The sequence below is a fragment of the Mycobacterium conspicuum genome, assembly GCF_010730195.1.
Classification (GTDB): Bacteria; Actinomycetota; Actinomycetes; order Mycobacteriales; family Mycobacteriaceae; genus Mycobacterium; species Mycobacterium conspicuum.
Map to the genome: position 1 here is coordinate 2,794,980 of NZ_AP022613.1, position 15,869 is coordinate 2,810,848.

Sequence of the window (15,869 nt, forward strand, 5' to 3'; positions counted from 1 at the left end):
TCGTGTTCATAGGATTCTCGACGCCCGGTCCTGCCAGTAGCGTTCGCGAATGCGCCGCTTGTAGAGCTTGCCGTTTGGGTCCCGGGGCAATTCCGGGTCGAATTCGACTGTGCGCGGGCACTTGTAGCCCGCCAGGTGGGCCCGGCAGTATTCGATGAGTTCGGCCTCGAGCTCGGGTCCGGGCGTGACTCCGTCGATCGGCTGCACGACGGCCTTGACTTCCTCGCCGAACTCGTCGTTGGGGACGCCGAACACCGCCGCGTCGACCAGCTTGGGATGCATCACCAACACGTTTTCCGCCTCTTGCGGGTAGATGTTCACCCCGCCGGAGACGATCATGAACGTGGATCGGTCGGTCAGGTACAGGTAGCCGTCTTCGTCGACGTAGCCCACGTCGCCCAACGAGCGCCACCCGTGTTCGTTGGACACCGAGGCGGTCTTGGCGGGGTCCTTGAAGTACTCGAAGTCGGGTCCACCCTCGAAGTAAAGCTCCCCGGACTGCCCGACGGGAAGCTCTTGCCCGTCCTCGCCGAGCACGTGCACCGGGGCCATCGGGATGCCCACCGAACCGGGGTGCGCCAACCAGTCCTGCGGTCCGATCGTGGTCCCGGCGAATCCCTCCGTGCCCCCGTAATATTCGTAAAGGATGGGCCCAAACCAGTCCATCATCCGCCGCTTGACGTCCACCGGGCAGGGGGCCGCGGCGTGGATCACGCACCGCAAACTCGAGACGTCATACTTCCGCCGGACGGCCTCGGGCAGCTTGAGCATGCGCACGAACATCGTCGGCACGAATTGCGCATGGGTGACGCGGTGGGTTTCGATGAGCCGCAGCGCCGTCTCGGCGTCAAACTTACGCATGAGGATCGATGCGGCGCCCACCCGGTTGACGGCCATCGTGTAATTGATTCCGGCGGCGTGGTACATCGGCGCGGGGGACAGGTACACGCTGGATTGGTCCATCTTGTAGTGGTGGGTCAGCGCCAGCTCCAGCACCGACTGCGCCCACGAGCCGTTGCCGTCGGCCGGCAGCGCCCGGCGTACGGCTTTCGGCCGACCCGTGGTGCCCGACGAGTACAGCATCTCGGATCCGTCCGACACCGGCGGTGCGTCGCCGGCCGCGCTTAACGCGTCCTGGTAGGCGTGCCAGCCGGGAAGGCTGCCACCGACAGCGATGTGCGCCCTGACGCCCGCGTTGACGGCAAGAACATGTGCCGCCAACTCGGCCATCGAGGAGTCCACGAAGACGGCTTTCGCGTCGGAGTCGTCGACGACGTAGGCGACCTCGTCGGCGGTGAAGTGCGTGTTGACCGCGGTGTAGTAGAGCCCGGAAAGCTGGCAACCCCAGGTGATTTCGAAGAACTCGGGCCGGTTCGGCAGGATCAGGGCCACGCCGTCACCGCGGCGCAGCCCGGCGGCATGCAACACCGCGGCGACCCGTTGGCTTTTGGCGTACAGCTCGCCGTACGAGATCACCTCACCGTCGATGAGAAGCGCCGGCGACTGCGCAGCCGTTCTCGCGTGGTCGGCGATGTTCACCTGCGGGCTCCCGAAGGCCTACGTCGCGGTGGGGGCGCCGTCGGTCGATGCGGCCGCCGCGGCCGCCTGGCGTCGTGCCTGTTCGGACGGCAGCACCTTGTCCTTGAACACCGTCTGGATCAGCTGCTGCACGTCCTTGCTGATCGACGCGAGCGCGACCAGGTCGTTGGAGCTTTGCCAGTGCACCCGCATGCCCATCAGCTCCCAGGCCCGCTTGAGGTTGGCCTTGGTCGCCAGCAGCGTCGTCATCGGCGCCTGGGCGATATGCCGGGCGATGGCCTCGGCGCGCGCCTCCAGCTGGTCGCGCGGGACGACCTCGTTGACCAGGCCGACCTCCAGCGCCTTCTTGGCGTCGATGACCTCGGCGAGGTAGAGGTAGTAGGCCGCGCGTCGCCAGTTCATGAAAATCCATGGCTCGATTGAACATTCACCGGAGGGCATCCCGAATCCCTGCAGCGGCGGATACGAGAAGTAGGCGTCCTCGGCGGCGATGACGATGTCGGTCGTCAACCCGTAGTGGGTGCCCCCGCCGACGCAGTAGCCGTGCACCGCGGCGATCGTGGGCTTGGAAAACTCCCACAGGTTCAGGATCGGCTTGACGAACAGGTCGGTCTGCGGCTTCCACGGTGTGCCCATCACCTGGGCGCCCTCGACGAACGCCGGATAGTCGACCGCGTTGTTGCCGATCGCGTGCCCGGAGCAGAAGCCCTTGCCGTTGGCCTTGAGGATCAGCACCTTGATGTCGTAGTCGCGGTCCGCGTCCAGCAGCGCGGCGTCGACCTCTTCGGCCAGCTTCTGGTCCTGCGCGTTGGCCTTCTCGGGCCAGTTCAGCGTGACCCGCGCGATCGGGCCTTCCTTTTCGTAGACGATTCTCTCGCGGGTCTCGTTGAGGTCCATAGGGCTTTACCTTCCTTCGTTATGACGTGATGACGCCGATTTCGGCGCCGATGTCGTAGGTGGTCCCGATCTGGCCCGTCCATTGCACGGTGCCCGAAGCTCCGGCTTCGATTTCAGATTCCGCCTTCTCGGTGGCGATCACATACAGCGGCGCACCCTCGTCGACGTGCTCGCCGGCCTGGACAAGCAAGTCGGTGAGCTCGGCCTCCGAGACGGCCACCGATACCCGTGGGATGCGAATGATGAACTCAGCCATGAACTTTGGCGTTCTGTAGGCTGCGCAACGCGGCTTCGACGATCCGCGGCGGTGACGGGTAAACCTGCGCCTCGAGCGCGGCCGCGGCCGGATTCGGGACGAACCTGGCGGCCACCCGCTCGATCGGCGCGGCCAGCTCGCCGAACAATTCGTGCTGCAGGATCGCGGCGATCTCCGCTCCCGGTCCGGCGAATTGCACCGCGTCGTGCACGATTACGGCCCGTCGGGTCCGGCGGGCCGAGTCGACGATCGTCTCCACGTCGAGGGGGACCAGCGTGCGCAGATCGACGACCTCGGCGCTGACCCCCTGCTCGGCAAGGGTGGCCGCCGCTGCGAGCGCGTCGTGCACACTGCGTCCGTAGCTGATCAGGGTGACGTCGGTGCCCGGCCGCTTGATATCGGCCTGGCCCAACGGGATTGAAAACCCGGGTTCGACTGGAACGGGTCCCTTCTTGCCTTGCAGGCGAATCGTTTCGACGAACAGACATGGGTCCGGGTCGAAGATCGCCGATGTCAGCAGGCCCTTGCCATCGCGCGGGGTGGAGGGCACGATCACCTTCATTCCCGGGATGTGCATGAACCAGGCTTCCAGGCTCTGTGAATGCGTTGCGCCGGTGGCCAGCCCGGCATAGACCTGGGTGCGGATGGTGATCGGCGCCGTGGTGCGCCCCGCGGTCATGAACCGCAGCTTGGCGGCGTTGTTGATCAACTGGTCGGCGGCGATGCCGATGAAATCCATGATCATGATCTCGGCGACGGGCAGCATTCCGTCGATCGCGGCGCCGATCGCGGCGCCGACGATCGCAGCCTCCGAGATCGGTGTGTCCAGGACCCGGTCGTGCCCGTATTTCGTCGACAGTCCGGCGGTCGGCCCGGAGGCGCCGGGATCGGCGATGTCCTCACCGAGCAAGAACACCCGATCGTCGGCCTCTAGTGCCTCGTCGAGCGCGAGGTTCAGTGCCTCGCGCATCGTCATCTCTCGTTCCTGCATGTCCTCGCCGTCCATGTGCTCACACCGGGTGCTTGAGCGGGGCCGCGTACACGTCCTGGTCGAGTTCGTCGATCGACGGCGCATCGGCGCTCATCACCGTCTGCAACGCGGACTCCACCGCCGCGAGCGCCTCGTTGTCGACACGGTCGAGTTCGTCGGGGCCAACGCCGGCTGCCGCGAGGTGCTCGCGGAAGCGTGGCACCGGGTCGGCGGCCATCGCCGCCGCCAGTTGCTCGGAGGGGATGTAGGGCATCCGGTCACCGAAATAATGACCGCGGAAGCGGAACGTCACGCACTCGATGAACGTCGGGCCGGCCCCCGAACGGGCCCGCTGCAGGGCCTCGTCCAGCGCGGCCTTCACGGCCAGCGGGTCGTTGCCGTCGACGCGGACGCCTGGCATGCCGTAGCCCGCGGCCCGATCGGCGACGTGCTCCAGCTTCATCGTGTCCGACGTCGGCGTCATCTCGGCGTAAAGATTGTTCTGGCAGACGAACACAATCGGCAGATCCCACAGCGCCGCCATGTTGGCCGCTTCGTGGAAGGAGCCGGTATTGGTGGCCCCGTCGCCGAAGCTGACCACCGTGACACGGTCCAGCCCTTTGCGTTTGGCCGACAGCGCGAGCCCCACCGCCACCGGCGGTCCGGCGCCGACGATCCCGGTCGACAGCATCACGCCCTGCTCGGGTTTGGCGATGTGCATGGTGCCGCCCTTGCCGCGGCTGGCGCCGGTGGTGCGGCCCATCATCTCGCCGTAAATCTCTTCGAGCGGAACGCCTTTGCCGATCAGATCGTGCAACCCGCGATAGGTCGTCACCAGCTGATCGTCGGGTCGCAACGCGACCCCCATCGCGGCGGCGATCGCCTCCTGGCCGCGCGACGGCCAGTACACGCACATGAACTCGCCGGTGCCGATGCCCTTGGACAGCCGGTCGTCGGCCGCCTTCATCAGCACCATCAGCTCATAGATGCGACGCTGGGTCTCTTGGGACTCGGTCACTGCGGTGTCTCATTCCCGTTGCGGGACAGCATGATCGGGCCCGGCCGCGTCATGCGCCGGACCACGGCTTGACCTTGAGAAAGCCTCCGCCATCGACGCGCAACTGCTGTCCGGTGATGTAGCGTGCGGCGTCGGAGGCCAGGAACAGCACGGCCTCGCTGATGTCCTCGGGTTCGACGTAGGGGATCGGCATCGCCTGGACCAACGGGAAAACCGGCTCGGCATCCTCGCGCGTCGGCTCCTTCAGGTCGGGCCGGAAGGCCCGGTACATCGGCGCGCTGTGCAGCATGTCGGTGTTGACGTTGGTCGGGTGCACCGCATTCATCCGGATGGAGAACTTCGACAGGGCCAGGGCGAAGTCGTTGACATAGTGCGCGGCAGCCAGTTTCGCGAAGGCATAGCCCGCTCCGCCGGGACCGCCATCGATGCCGGAGGTGTTCATCGACGACATGAACGCCGCATTGGAGCCGATGACGATGATCGAGGCACCGGCTTTCAGATGCTTGAGGCTGGCGTGCACCAGATTGAGCACTCCGAGCAGGTCCACGTCCACCGCGTCGGCGAAGGCCTGCGGGGGGAGGCCCGCGGTGAGCGGGCAGATGCCGGCGTTGGCCACCACGACGTCGAGGTGCCCGAACTCGGCGACACCCTGGTCGATCGCGGCGGAGAGGGCGACGCGGTCGCGCACGTCGGCGATCGCGGTGAAGGCGCGCTGGCCCTCCTTCTCGACCAGGCGCGCGGTCTCGTCGAGATCCTCGGGTCGGGCCAGCGGATACTCGTTGGTTTCGATGTCCTCGCACAGGTCCACCGCGATGATGTCGGCCCCCTCCGCGGCAAGCATGCGCGCGTGGGAACGCCCCTGACCGCGCGCGGCTCCGCTGATCACGGCCACCTTGCCCGTCACCCTGCCCATAGCCCGTCCTTCATGCCAGTGCCTACATTCCGCCGTCGGACCCAAAGCCGTTCGCTACCAGAGCTTCTGGGGCCGCTGGGAAGTGACTGCCTGTTGGCTGGCGCGGGGATTCGCCGCGTGGGCACCGCATCGCGGATCGGGATCGGCCCAATGGTCGGCTCCATCGCATCTCTTCCACGAAAGCTGCGGCCGGGTTAACAGTAACCCCTACAGTAACTAGAATATCTAAAATAGCAAGAAAGACCGCGACGCCCGAGGGGGTTGGCATAAACATGGCTACGGCAGGGGTTAAGCCAGGCGTTCTCAGCGGTGTTCGCATCGTCGAACTTGCGTCGTGGACCTACGTGCCGTCGGCCGGTGCCGCCCTGGCGGACTGGGGCGCCGACGTGATCAAGGTGGAAGGCGTCGCGGCGGGTGATCCGGGACGGGCGTTGGTGGTTGGCGGCTTCACCCGCGAAGCCGCCCGCGTCGACGCCGACTTCATCCTGGAATTGGGCAACCGCGGAAAGCGCAGCATCGCGATCGACGTCAAATCCGAAACCGGCCGCGAGTTGTTCGGCCGCCTGTTGGCCAGTGCCGATGTCTTCCTGACCAATTGGCTGCCCGGCGCGCTGGAGCGGGCCCGGCTCACCGTCGAGGACATCCGCGGGTTCAACCCGAAGATCATCATCGCCCGCGGCACCGGGTTGGGGGTGCGCGGCCCGGACCGCGATCACGGTGGCTTCGACGCCGCCACCTACCTGGCGCGTGGCGGGGTCGCGTATACCCTGACCCCGTTCGGGAGTGACACGCCTGCGGTTCAGGGGCCGGGCTTCGGGGACCTGCAGGGCGGGGCGACCCTGGCCGGCGGCGTGTGCGCGGCGTTATTCCACCGGGAACGGACCGGCGAGCCGAGCATCGTCGACTCGTCGCTGTTGGCGCAGGCAATGTGGGCCATCGCGCCGTCGATTTGCGCGGCCGAATTCTTCGACATCGACGGCATTCCGGGTGCCCCGCCCGGGTTGGCCATCAATCCCCTGGTGAACCGGTACAAGACCAAAGATGGCAGGTGGATTCAGCTGGTCTTTTTGCAGCCCGACAAATTCTGGGCGGGCTTCTGCAGGCGGATGGGCCTGGAAGAATTGGTCACCGACGAGCGATTTGTGCCGTCCAGCAACCTGATCGCCAACGCCGCCGCGGCGACGGCAATTTTCGCCGCAGCTTTTGCCAGCCAGGATCTCGCCCACTGGCAATCGGTGCTTGAAGACGAACCGGGAGTGTGGGCCGCCCTGGCCACGCCGCGAGAAACCCTCAACGACCCGCAGGTCGAGCCCAACAGCTACCTGGTGACCAACGTCGACGGTGACGGCAAGGAATACCGGATTGTCGCGGCGCCGGTGCAATTCGACGAAACCCCGCCGGCCCCCGCTCGTGCGCCCGAGCATGGCCAGCACACCGAGGAATTGCTGCTCGAGCTCGGCCTGGACTGGGACGAGATCGCGAAGGCGAAGGATCTCAAAGCCATCATGTGAGGCTCGACGCGGGCGGACCGCCGACCAACGGCCGATACCGAGACGATTACGCCTGGATACCGATGTGCGTCGCAGACTGGCGCGTCGGCATTGACGCGCAAATCATGGCAGGGGCGCCATATGGCTCAGGGTCGAGCACTGCGCGCACTCGCACCGATTCTTCTTCCGCGTGGGTAGCGGATGTCGGTGCTGCATACAGGGAGGTTTGCACAACATGACGGCGAACTGGGTTCCCGCCCACGCCTCAAATGGTCCGAACTGTGACCGAATCCTCAACACGGCGCGCGGCATTCTCATCGGCCTGCGCCGGTGCCGATCGGATGAGGCCTTCGACGAACTGCATGGCGCGGCGCAGCGCCACAAGGTGCCGGTGTTCGCGATGGCGTGGGCGCTGGTTCACCTGGCCGGTGGGGGCGAGAAGACGACCAGCTTCGGTGACGCGCAGTCTGCGGCTCGTCACGAGTGGGGTGAGCTGTTTGCGCGCTCGGCCCTGTCGGTCTGCTGATCGAGGGGGACTGTTGCGCGGGCGGCCCGCGCCTGCCCGGTGCCGATAGGGCACACTTGCTGCTCGAATGTCGTGCAGGCAGCCACCGCGAGTGAGGTTTGGGCCCCATCGAAGACAGACTGAAAATCGTGCTGGCGAGCTACGGAAGTCGCGGCGATGTCGAGCCCTGCGCGGCCGTCGGCCGGGAGCTGCGGCGCCGCGGCCACGACGTGTGCATGGCGGTCCCGCCCAACATGCTCGGCTTCGTCGAGTCGGCGGGACTCGCCGCGGTCAGCTACGGGCCCGACTCGCGCGAACAGCTGAATCCGGCCGCCGATTTCGTCCGCGACTTCGCGACAAAGATCCGGAATCCGATCGACATGTTCTCCGAGGTTGTCGAGCGGGTCGGCCGGGTCAAGGCAGCCAAGACCGCGACGCTGAAATCCTTGGCCGATGGCGCCGACCTGTTGGTGGCCGGCTTCAACGAGCGGGGACCGGCCGCCAATATCGCGGAGTACTACGGCATTCCGCTGGTCGTCGTGCACTTCTTCCCCGAACGAGTGTGGTCATCCGACGGTCTGTATGCCGCGGTGGCCAAGGACACCGACGACGCACAACGCCGAGCGCTGGGTCTGCCGCAGCTACCCGGACCATGGGCGCTGCCGGTGCTACAGATCCAGGCCTACGACGAACTCTGCTTGCCCGCCCCGACGGCGCAGTGGGTGGAACCGAACGAGCGACAACCCTTCGTCGGCGCGCTCACGCTGGAGCTGCCCACCGGCGCCGACGACGACGTCGTGTCGTGGGTCGCGGCGGGCACGGCGCCGATTTATTTCGGCTTCGGCAGCACGCCGGTCGAGCGTTTCGCCGACACGGTCGCGATGATCCGCGCGGCATGCCTGCAGTTGGGGGAGCGGGCCTTGATTTGCAGCGGCCCAAACGACTTCGCCGCCGTTCCAGATCTCGAACACGTGCGGATTGTGCGTTCGGTCGACCATGCGGCCATCTTTCCGATGTGCCGCGCGGCCGTCCACCACGGCGGCGCCGGCACCACGGCCGCGGCGCTCCGGGCCGGAATCCCCATGCTGATTCTCTGGCTCTGGCTCGATCAGCCGGTGTGGGCGGCCGGCGTTACCGAATTGAAAGCCGGTGCGGCACAACAATTCACGGCCGTCACACCGCAATCGTTGGTCGCCGACCTACGATTGATCCTCACCGCGCAATACGCCGACCAGGCAAAAGAGATCGCCGCGCGGATGACGACGCCGGCCGAAAGCGTTTCCAGCGCAGCCGATCTCCTGGAAGAGGCCGCACGGTCACCTCGCCCAGGCGGGTGAGTCTGCCGCCGCACGGAGCGCGGAGACGATGCGTTGCTCTTTTTCGAGGAAGCGCTCGGTGGGCGCCGGCACCGAAATCGCAATCACGTTGTCGTCCGAGGTGCGTCGTGCTATCGCGGCCGCCGAGATACCAGGGGTGTGTTCGTCGCGATCGAACGCGATTCCGGTGCGCCGGATTTCGGCGATGTCGCTGCGCAACCCGTCGGCGACCTCAGCGCCGAGCCGGGCCAGCGCCGCCTGGACTTGCGAGTCGTCCAGGACCGCAAGGGCCGCTTTCCCATTGGCCGTTCCGTTCAACGGGAACCGGACGCCGACCGCGGAGACCGCCCGCAGTCGGTGCGACGATTCGATCTGGTCGACGAACCACATCCGCTGCCCGCGCAGTATCGACAGGTCAACGGTCTCTCCGTCGGTCGCGCGCGCGACCCGCTCGATTGTCGGCCGGAAGATGGCGGAGATGCGCGCCGCGTCATCGCCGCCGAATCCCAGCAAGCGCTCGCCAAGCGAAAAATGGCCCTGCGAATCGACGCTGGCCAACCCCACCTCGACCAGGCCCACCAGCAGCCGGCGAACCGTGGACTTGGCTAGCCCGAGGCGCTCGCCGAGGTCAACCAGGCGCAACTGTCCGGGCTCGGCGGCAATCTCGTCGAGCGCAGCCGCGGCGCGGCGCAGCACCTGGATTCCTTCATCTCGATTTGTCTGCGCGTTTGGTTCCCTCGGGGCCACGATCCCACTATAGTGGTCCGCATTGCGGACTACAAAGAACCGTAATGTGGATTTCGAGGAGTTCGAGATGAGCGCTCTACCGGCAGGCCGGCACCTGTTCCGCAGCGACGACGGGTACGAGTCGGCCCGCCGCGCCACGGTCTGGCATCAGCGGGTGCCAGACCGCTATCCGGAGGTGATTGTGCAGGCCGTCGACGCCGACGACATCGTCGCCGGGCTGCGCTATGCCAAAGCCAACGGCCTCAAGGTCAGCGTCGTTTCGGGTGGGCACAGCTTCGCGGCCAACCATCTGCGGGACGGGTCGGTGCTGCTCGACGTCAGTCGGCTCGACCACGCCACGATCGACGCCGAAAACAGCACCGCCGTCGCCGGTCCGGGCAAGGGCGGCAGCCTGCTCATGGCCGACCTGCAGGAGCAGGGCCTGTTTTTCCCGGGCGGCCACTGCAAGGGCGTCTGCCTCGGCGGGTATCTGTTGCAAGGCGGATACGGCTGGAACAGCCGGATCTACGGTCCGGCCGTCGAGAGTGTCATCGGCGTCGATGTCATCACCGCCGACGGGGAGCAACTCCACTGCGACGCAGACAACCACCCCGACCTCTACTGGGCCGCGCGGGGGGCGGGGCCCGGCTTTTTCGGTGTCGTCACGTCGTATCACCTGAAGCTGTATCCGCGCCCGGCGGTCTGCGGCACCAGCGTGTATCTCTACCCGTTCGATCTGGCCGACGAGGTGTTTACCTGGGCGCGCGCCGTGGGCGCCGAGGTCGACCCCCGGGTCGAGTTGCAGGCGGTGGCGTCCCGCGGTGAACCGAACATGGGCATCGAAGAACCCGTCATCTCGTTTGCGTCGCCCGCGTTCGCCGACTCCGAGGAGGAGGCCGAAAAGGCCCTGGCGCTGTTCGGCACCTGCCCGGTCGCCGACAAGGCGCTAGTGAAAGTGCCTTATATGCCAACCGATTTGCCTACCTGGTATGACGTCGCGATGAGCCACTACCTATCCGACCATCATTACGCGGTGGACAATATGTGGACGTCGGCGCCGGCCGAAGACCTGCTGCCGGGGATCCGAACCATCCTCGACACCTTGCCGCCGCATCCGGCGCACTTCCTCTGGCTGAACTGGGGCCCCGTCCCACCCCGCCAGGACATGGCCTACAGCGTCGAGGCCGACATCTACCTGGCGCTGTATGGCTCTTGGAATGACGCGACGGATCCCGCCGACGCCGCGCGCTATGCCGATTGGGCGCGGTCCAACATGGAGGCGATGTCGCACTTGGCCGTTGGCATTCAGCTTGCCGACGAAAACCTCGGTCAGCGCCCGGCGCGATTCGCCACCGACGACGCCATGGCCAAGCTCGACCGGTTGCGCGCCCAATACGACCCCGACGGGTTGTTCAACAGTTGGATGGGACGAATCTGATGACCGGCGAGCTGTACCTCGGCTACCGCGGCGACGACGCGAACACGCCGTTCGGCAAGTTCTTCAAGCCCGAAATGGCCCCGCTGCCAAAGCATGTCGTCGAGGCGCTGCAGCACGGCCTGCAAGGGGGGATGGCGCTGTTGGCCTACGAAGACGCGGCGTCCGTCGCCGAGGAGGGTTATCAGCAGACCGAGAACGGGTTTGGCGTCCTCGACGACGGCAGCTATCAGGTATCGGTGCTCACCGACATGCCCGGGGTCACCCCGCGGATGTGGTCATGGTGGTTCGGCTGGCACGGCTGCGACACGCGCCGCTACAAGTTGTGGCATCCGCGGGCGCACCTGTCCGCCGCGTGGAAGGACGGGAAGGACGATTTGAGCTACATCGGTCGATGGTCGCTGATTAGCGAGTACATCGGCTCCAGCATGCTCAACGGCGCAATCCAATTCGTCGCGCCCGCGGAGATGGGCTGTCCGCCCGACAGCGACGACGCCGTCGCGATCTGCGCGCGGCTGGGTGCCAGTGACGCGCCGGTCGACGTCGGCTGGTTCATCCACCATGTCCGCTCCACGGAACGGGGGGCGGAGATGCGGTCCCGGTTCTGGATGGGTGGATCGCACATCGCCGTGCGCAAGGCGCCGGGCGTGGCCTCGCGGGCGGTACGCCCTATCGCGGCGCGGGTGCTCGGCAGCCCGGAAGTCAGCGCCCGCAACCTGTTGGTGCACTGCGCGCAGGAGATGAACCACCTGGCCGGCTTCTTGCCGGAACTTTACCGGGCATTCGGCAACGAGTAGGCGGGTGCGACGCGAAAGTGCTTGGCAGGCCGGGTATTTACAGAGTGATCACAGACCGGGTCCTGCTGGCGCGGGGCCGAGCACGGTGAACGGCTCCACCGCGGTGGCCATCTCGAATCCCTCGACCTCGACGCGCCACTCGTAGACCCCCGGCTCCAGCGCGATCCCGGGCGGGATGTTCAGGGTCAGCGGCATGCGCACCGCGGTGCCGTGGATCGCGCCGGGCGGCCGGCCTGCCTCGGCGGCCGCTTCGAACATCATCGGCTGGGGTCCGTGTGGCCCGGGCACCGTCACGGGATCGCCGTCGGTGGTCAACAGCTGGCATTTGAGCCGATGTTGTTCGTTGGTCTCATCCCAGTCGATGTCTAGGAACACCACCAAGGCGAAAGCGGGTGTCGGCGTTTGACATTGCCGCCACCCCAGGCCGAGCGCGTTGACCTTTCCGGATTGGGCATCGGCCTGTGCCGCGTCGGCGAGCAGCAGGCTGGTCTTCATGCGCCCACCGGGGTCACGATCGCACTTCGAAATACCACCAAAGATCCCGCCCTGTCATTGCCACTCGCGCGGATCCGGGTGATCCGCGGAAACGCGGAACCCATCCTAGGCCCGTGTTGCCGGTAGCTAGTCCGCGGGCGGCAATTGGCGCGGACCCTCGGGCGCACGCAGCTCGCGTGGCCCATCGCGTCCCGCGAGCTCGCGATCGGTGGTCCGCTCGGCCCGCCCCGCCGACAGGCTCGCCAGGTCGTTGCGCGGTGCTTCGGGTAGCCGCGCCGGCTCGTGTCGCTGCTCGGGGCGCTGAAATGTGCGGTGCGGCTCGCCCCGTGACGATTCGATACGGCTGATGTCGCCGGGCGCCGCGGCGGCGGTCTGCGGTTGTTCGCCGACGTCCGAGCTCTCGGTGTTGACGGTGATCTTGCGGGTGCGCTTGAACGAGAACGCGATCTCCTCGACGTCTTCGAACACCTGCCGCGCGGTACGCAGCGGCTTGGTCAGCGGCTGAGTCGTGTTGTCGATGACGCGCCCAACGAGCGGCGGCACCAACGGGCGAATCCAGCGGGCCGCCGCCTTGCCCAGGTGCGCCGTTGCGTCCGGAATCGACGGAATCGACGGGGCGCCGCCTGGCTGCGCCGGTGCCGGCAAGTTCTGCGGGCTGTCGTGGCGTTGCCCCGCCGAAGCCGGCAATTCGGCGGCGGCCCGGCTGGCCGCTGCCTCGGCCTCGGCGGCGATCGGTAGGTACATGTCGTCCCCCACCGCCTCGACGGCACGCGCGGTATCCGCGTGCATGGGCGGCTCGAGGGCTTCGACGACGCGGCGCCGCTGCTGTTCGCGGTCGATTTCGGCCTGGGCCTCGATGGCGAGCCGGGCCTGGGTGAGTTGGTGCTCGGCCCACATGATTTCGGCTGCGCGGCGAACCTCGGCCCGTTTGATCGCGATCGCCGTGTCGGCCTCGAGCTCGGCGCGTTCGCGGTCCGCGCGGGCGGTCGTGTGGCGGTCCTCGGTTGTCTCGCCGCGCCATTGCCGCAGGATCAACGGCAGCAGGTAGAGCAGCGCAAACAACGCGATCGTGAGCGCCCGCAGGGCCAGCGTGGCGCCGCTGGCGGAGGTGAGCTCATTCAGCGCCACCCAGCGGGGGCCCAAACCGCGCCCGGCGTCGGCCACCACCTGCTGGCGGACCGCGGCCAGCGCCTGTTCGCCGCGCGCGACTTCGGCGTCCAATGCGGGTGCCTGACGATCGCGCGCCGCCAACGCATCGTCCAGCTCATGCTGGGCATCGCTGAGAAGCTCGTTCGCCGTTCGTGTTTCGGGACCGGCACCCGGGACGCCGGTGATCCGGGTCTGTGGGCACGCCGGCGTCGGGTGGTATTCGCACCGCGCGACGACCAACGCTTTGTCCTGGTTCTCGCGGGCCTGCTGGACGGCATTGTCGAGGGCAAGACGTGCGGCCTGCGATCGCTGCAGTGACGCGGACACCCGGGCGACCGCCGGCGACGAATCGGCGTGGGCGAAGGCCCGTTGGTCGAGCCGCTGCTCGATCGGGCCGGAAAACAGCACCAGCGCGGCCAGTTCGCCGACGACGACACCGACCGCGACCGCGACCGCCGCGCGGCCCACCGTGCCCGGCCAACCGTGGCGCGGCCCGCTGGCAGTACCGCGGGTCACCGCACCGACCATCAGACCGAAGACGAGGGTAAGCGCGACGACGGCGGGCATCGGCACGCGCGTCGACGCACCGATGGCCACGCTGGCCACCAGCCACGCCAGCGCGGCGCCGAACGCCACGACGGCGCCGGCAACCGCGTGGTTGGACCGCTCCCGATGTTCGCCGAGCTGGCGCCAGTCGCCGCCACCAAGCCAGGTGAGCGGACCCTCGATCCGGGATGCGATCGAGCGTGACTGGATCAATTTCTGGGCACACATGAGACTGCAAACCTCCCCAGTGCTCCAGCCTGGCAGGCCGCCGCGCGACACACCGAATCGAGGCAAGCCGTTGTGGTGCTCGTCACAACCCCCGGCGCAAGCCAGTTGGACGCGACGCGAGGCCGGACGCACGCAGATCAGCGCCGGTTCTGCCGGGCGACGTGAGACGGTATAAGCCTATGGAAAACCACGAATACGTCACCTACGAGGAGTTCGGACGCAAATTCTTCGAGGTCGCCGTCACCCCGGAACGCGTCGCGGCCGCACTCGCCGACATTGCGGGCAGCGAATTCGAGATGGAGCCGATTGCTCAGGGGCCCGGTGGGATCGCCAAAGTCAGCGCCAGCGTCGCGATCAAGGACCCCCGGGTCACCCGAAGCCTCGGTGATCTCATCACCTTCGTCATCCACATTCCCCTGGCGATCGATCTGCTGCTCGATCTGCGGCTGGACAAGCAGCGGTTCGCCGTCACCGGGGACATCGCGCTGCGGGCCACGGCACGCGCCGCCGAACCCCTGCTGCTGATCGTGGACGTCGCCAAGCCGCGGCCGTCCGATATCACCGTCAACGTGTCGTCCACCTCCATCCGCGGCGAGGTGTTGCGCATCCTTGCCGGCGTCGATGGCGAGATCCGGCGTTTCATCGCCCAGTACGTCGCGGACGAAATCGACGCTCCCCAATCCCAAGCCGCGCAGGTCATCGACGTCGCCGAATCGCTGGACGCCTTCTGGAGTGGCGACTAAGTTCGCCGGGGCCCCGTTTAACGCGTCGGCGCAACCGGGTATGCCCGGGTAGGCCTAGGGGAGAGCAGATAAGACATGGCACGAGTAGATGTTTCGACGTCGTCGGATCTGGATCCGGGCGCCGCCTGGAAGCTGGCGTCCGACCTGCACCGGTTCGATGAATGGATGACGATTTTCGGCGGATGGCGGTCGGAGGTGCCGTCGACCATCGAGCAGGGCACCCGCGTCTCGTCGTGCATCAAGGTCAAGGGCTTCCGCAGCGTCGTCCACTGGCAGGTGATCCACTACGACGAGCCGAAATCCGTTGAGCTGCAAGGCCGGGCCAAGGGCGGGATTCGAATATCGGTCGCGCTGCAGGTCTCTCCGGACGATCGGGGATCGGTTTTTCACCTCACGGCCGATCTCAAGGGCGGCGTACTCAGCGGGCCGGTCGGCAAGCTCGTCGCCAGAGTCCTCCGCTCCGATGTGCGCACGTCGGTGGAAAACCTGGCCGCCCTGCAGTAGCGACAGCGAAACCTACAGCCCGCCTAGAACAGTTGCGTGCTCATATCGTTCGATCAGGTTGGCGGCGCTCTGCGCGTCGTAGGCGCGCCGCTTTCCGCCTGGCGGACGCGCCCGCTGTCCATCGCGAGCCAGTCCATCCCGGCACCGAAGGCGAGCAATCCGGCGATCACGGCCGCGACGCCGACCCCGGCGTGTCCAAGCGCGAAATTGAGGACGCTGATCACCAACGCCAACACAACGGCCGCCATCACGGCGAGCCCGTGTCGGCGTACCGAGGTCTGCACCGATTGGACCGCATGAACACGATCGCGCGAAGTGTCCCTCATCAGCATCCCCTCCGCC

General features: G+C 67.0%; 17 protein-coding genes. 7 read left to right on the forward strand and 10 right to left on the reverse strand.

What is annotated here, in order from left to right:
• Positions 1 to 6 precede the first annotated feature (6 nt).
• The 6 genes from G6N66_RS12990 to G6N66_RS13015 all read right to left on the reverse strand — a co-directional run bounded on the left by G6N66_RS12990 (position 7) and on the right by G6N66_RS13015 (position 5,593).
• Positions 7 to 1,539, reverse strand: a complete 1,533-nt coding sequence (locus G6N66_RS12990) for an acyl-CoA synthetase (RefSeq protein WP_085236519.1) — start codon at positions 1,537 to 1,539, stop codon at positions 7 to 9.
• A gap of 18 nt (positions 1,540 to 1,557) precedes the next feature.
• Complete coding sequence (locus tag G6N66_RS12995; protein ID WP_085236520.1) at positions 1,558 to 2,436, reverse strand: enoyl-CoA hydratase/isomerase family protein; 879 nt, start codon at positions 2,434 to 2,436, stop codon at positions 1,558 to 1,560.
• A 19-nt stretch (positions 2,437 to 2,455) separates the two neighbouring features.
• Positions 2,456 to 2,692: a biotin/lipoyl-containing protein gene (locus G6N66_RS13000; protein ID WP_085236522.1), complete on the reverse strand. Its 237-nt coding sequence runs from the start codon at positions 2,690 to 2,692 to the stop codon at positions 2,456 to 2,458.
• A complete protein-coding gene (locus G6N66_RS13005; RefSeq protein ID WP_085236566.1) occupies positions 2,685 to 3,683 on the reverse strand; it encodes an alpha-ketoacid dehydrogenase subunit beta in 999 nt (332 codons plus the stop codon). The genes G6N66_RS13000 and G6N66_RS13005 overlap by 8 nt, the downstream gene beginning before the upstream one ends.
• 19 nt (positions 3,684 to 3,702) lie before the next feature.
• On the reverse strand, positions 3,703 to 4,638 hold the full coding sequence (locus tag G6N66_RS13010) for a thiamine pyrophosphate-dependent dehydrogenase E1 component subunit alpha (protein WP_085236568.1): 936 nt from the start codon (positions 4,636 to 4,638) through the stop codon (positions 3,703 to 3,705).
• Between the two features lie 91 nt (positions 4,639 to 4,729).
• Complete coding sequence (locus G6N66_RS13015) at positions 4,730 to 5,593, reverse strand: mycofactocin-coupled SDR family oxidoreductase (RefSeq protein WP_085236524.1); 864 nt, start codon at positions 5,591 to 5,593, stop codon at positions 4,730 to 4,732.
• Between the two features lie 272 nt (positions 5,594 to 5,865).
• Here G6N66_RS13015 and G6N66_RS13020 point away from each other — a divergent pair, with 272 nt between their 5' ends.
• The 3 genes from G6N66_RS13020 to G6N66_RS13030 all read left to right on the forward strand — a co-directional run bounded on the left by G6N66_RS13020 (position 5,866) and on the right by G6N66_RS13030 (position 8,925).
• Positions 5,866 to 7,104 (forward strand): CaiB/BaiF CoA transferase family protein, encoded by a 1,239-nt coding sequence (locus G6N66_RS13020; RefSeq protein WP_085236525.1) that lies wholly within the window; start codon positions 5,866 to 5,868, stop codon positions 7,102 to 7,104.
• Between the two features lie 214 nt (positions 7,105 to 7,318).
• Entirely contained in the window at positions 7,319 to 7,609 is a 291-nt protein-coding gene (locus G6N66_RS13025) for an ANTAR domain-containing protein (RefSeq protein WP_085236527.1), read from the forward strand.
• Positions 7,610 to 7,728: 119 nt separating this feature from the next.
• Complete coding sequence (locus G6N66_RS13030) at positions 7,729 to 8,925, forward strand: glycosyltransferase (protein WP_085236569.1); 1,197 nt, start codon at positions 7,729 to 7,731, stop codon at positions 8,923 to 8,925.
• On the opposite strand, the gene G6N66_RS13035 is transcribed toward G6N66_RS13030, so the two are convergent.
• Positions 8,905 to 9,651, reverse strand: coding sequence for an IclR family transcriptional regulator (locus G6N66_RS13035; protein WP_085236528.1), 747 nt, complete (start codon positions 9,649 to 9,651; stop codon positions 8,905 to 8,907). The two genes, G6N66_RS13030 and G6N66_RS13035, sit on opposite strands and share 21 nt — an antisense overlap.
• 67 nt (positions 9,652 to 9,718) lie before the next feature.
• On the opposite strand from G6N66_RS13035, the gene G6N66_RS13040 reads away from it, so the two are divergent.
• Both G6N66_RS13040 and G6N66_RS13045 read left to right on the forward strand, forming a co-directional pair.
• Positions 9,719 to 11,068, forward strand: coding sequence for an FAD-binding oxidoreductase (locus tag G6N66_RS13040; protein WP_085236571.1), 1,350 nt, complete (start codon positions 9,719 to 9,721; stop codon positions 11,066 to 11,068).
• Entirely contained in the window at positions 11,068 to 11,862 is a 795-nt protein-coding gene (locus tag G6N66_RS13045) for a DAPG hydrolase family protein (protein ID WP_085236530.1), read from the forward strand. The genes G6N66_RS13040 and G6N66_RS13045 overlap by 1 nt, the downstream gene beginning before the upstream one ends.
• Positions 11,863 to 11,910: 48 nt before the next feature.
• On the opposite strand, the gene G6N66_RS13050 is transcribed toward G6N66_RS13045, so the two are convergent.
• Together G6N66_RS13050 and G6N66_RS13055 are read right to left on the reverse strand one after the other, a co-directional pair.
• Positions 11,911 to 12,357: a DUF6941 family protein gene (locus G6N66_RS13050; RefSeq protein ID WP_085236531.1), complete on the reverse strand. Its 447-nt coding sequence runs from the start codon at positions 12,355 to 12,357 to the stop codon at positions 11,911 to 11,913.
• Between the two features lie 126 nt (positions 12,358 to 12,483).
• Entirely contained in the window at positions 12,484 to 14,280 is a 1,797-nt protein-coding gene (locus G6N66_RS13055; RefSeq protein ID WP_085236533.1) for a DUF4407 domain-containing protein, read from the reverse strand.
• Between the two features lie 179 nt (positions 14,281 to 14,459).
• Between G6N66_RS13055 and G6N66_RS13060 the strand changes: the two genes are divergently transcribed.
• On the forward strand, positions 14,460 to 15,023 hold the full coding sequence (locus tag G6N66_RS13060; RefSeq protein WP_085236534.1) for a hypothetical protein: 564 nt from the start codon (positions 14,460 to 14,462) through the stop codon (positions 15,021 to 15,023).
• A gap of 75 nt (positions 15,024 to 15,098) precedes the next feature.
• Positions 15,099 to 15,527: a type II toxin-antitoxin system Rv0910 family toxin gene (locus G6N66_RS13065; protein WP_085236536.1), complete on the forward strand. Its 429-nt coding sequence runs from the start codon at positions 15,099 to 15,101 to the stop codon at positions 15,525 to 15,527.
• A gap of 53 nt (positions 15,528 to 15,580) precedes the next feature.
• Here G6N66_RS13065 and G6N66_RS13070 read toward each other — a convergent pair whose 3' ends face one another.
• The gene (locus G6N66_RS13070) at positions 15,581 to 15,853 is read right to left on the reverse strand and encodes a hypothetical protein (protein WP_085236573.1); all 273 of its coding nucleotides are present in this window, start codon (positions 15,851 to 15,853) and stop codon (positions 15,581 to 15,583) included.
• Positions 15,854 to 15,869 lie beyond the last annotated feature (16 nt).